The organism is Actinomyces sp. HMSC065F12, assembly GCF_001814535.1.
Classification (GTDB): Bacteria; Actinomycetota; Actinomycetes; order Actinomycetales; family Actinomycetaceae; genus Pauljensenia; species Pauljensenia radingae_A.
On record NZ_KV817032.1, the window covers coordinates 1 to 1,121 of the forward strand.

Sequence of the window (1,121 nt, forward strand, 5' to 3'; positions counted from 1 at the left end):
CACCCTCAACAGGCTCCTCCGCAAAGGCGCAGACGCCCCAGTGAATACAAAAGGCCTGGACGTGTCTTCGGTGCACTCACCGAAGGGCGCGCATCCCACCACGGGTCCGCCCGTCCCTGAACCGCACACCCGTGCGAGTGAACTCCCGCGAACCAAACAGGAGTTTGACCAATACAACATAGACTTGGAGCATTCGGATCCGCTCCTGAAAGATACGGATGCTGAGTGGGGCAGGAAACCTGACCACACTCCGTACACTGAAAATGAGTGGACACACGAGTTTGTTGATCCTCAAAGCGGTTATTACAAGTATCCTGATCCACCGTATGTGCCGGGTACCAAGGTCCGCATGGGACTCGATGAATTCACAGCCACATACGGCACCAGCATTGACCGCATCGGCGAACCAAGAGGAAAATGGCTGGCTGCGGCGCCTGACGGTGTGCCTGTCTCATTTGAGCGCCGCGCACTACCACACGAATCACTGGCCAAACCCCACTACTCATACACGGTATCCAGTTTGCCTGAGGGATACACGTTTGAAGTCAGCACGGTTGCACCCGGGTTCGGCTATTCTGGCGGCGCAACACAAATACAAGTCTTCGATCTAGATGGCGAACCATTAACGGTCAAACAAATGATCAAACGAGGGATTTTGAAATGATGTCACTCACGAGTCTTGACGAGCCGTTTTTCGAAGAGCTGAGGCCGCTGGCGGAAAGTTCGGACGCTCTTTTCATGCGCAATGTGTTCCATCCTCGTTCGATCAGTATCAGTCATGCTGGTGATCCGATTTACCACTTGGCTCAGCTTGAGGATGGGCAGTTCGCGTATGGAGGCAGCTCGCGGAATGAGAGGATTTTCTTTTCGTTCTTTTCCCCGGATCTTGACCTGGTGACGCGCTGGTTCATCTACCAGGCGGGCGAATCATTCCGCTGGGCGCAGCGCGGCTACGCGTCCTTGTACTTTCCGTGTTACACCTATGAGCAGCGCCCCGGATATGAACTGGTGGAGCTGGAAGCCCGCCGATATACGCTGAGAACGCCGGCTGGTCGGGTTTTGCCTTTTCGTATGCATGACGATCTCGTCAACGACTATTCAGAGACTGTGCTGTTTTCTTA

At 54.4% G+C, this 1,121-nt stretch carries 2 protein-coding genes; both read left to right on the forward strand.

The window, feature by feature from the left end:
* On the forward strand, positions 1–664 hold a 664-nt coding region (locus HMPREF2975_RS09780; RefSeq protein ID WP_227469367.1), incomplete at its 5' end, for a TNT domain-containing protein.
* Positions 661–1,121 (forward strand): Imm61 family immunity protein (locus HMPREF2975_RS09785; protein WP_141757406.1); only part of this gene is annotated, 461 nt, incomplete at its 3' end. The genes HMPREF2975_RS09780 and HMPREF2975_RS09785, both read left to right, overlap by 4 nt.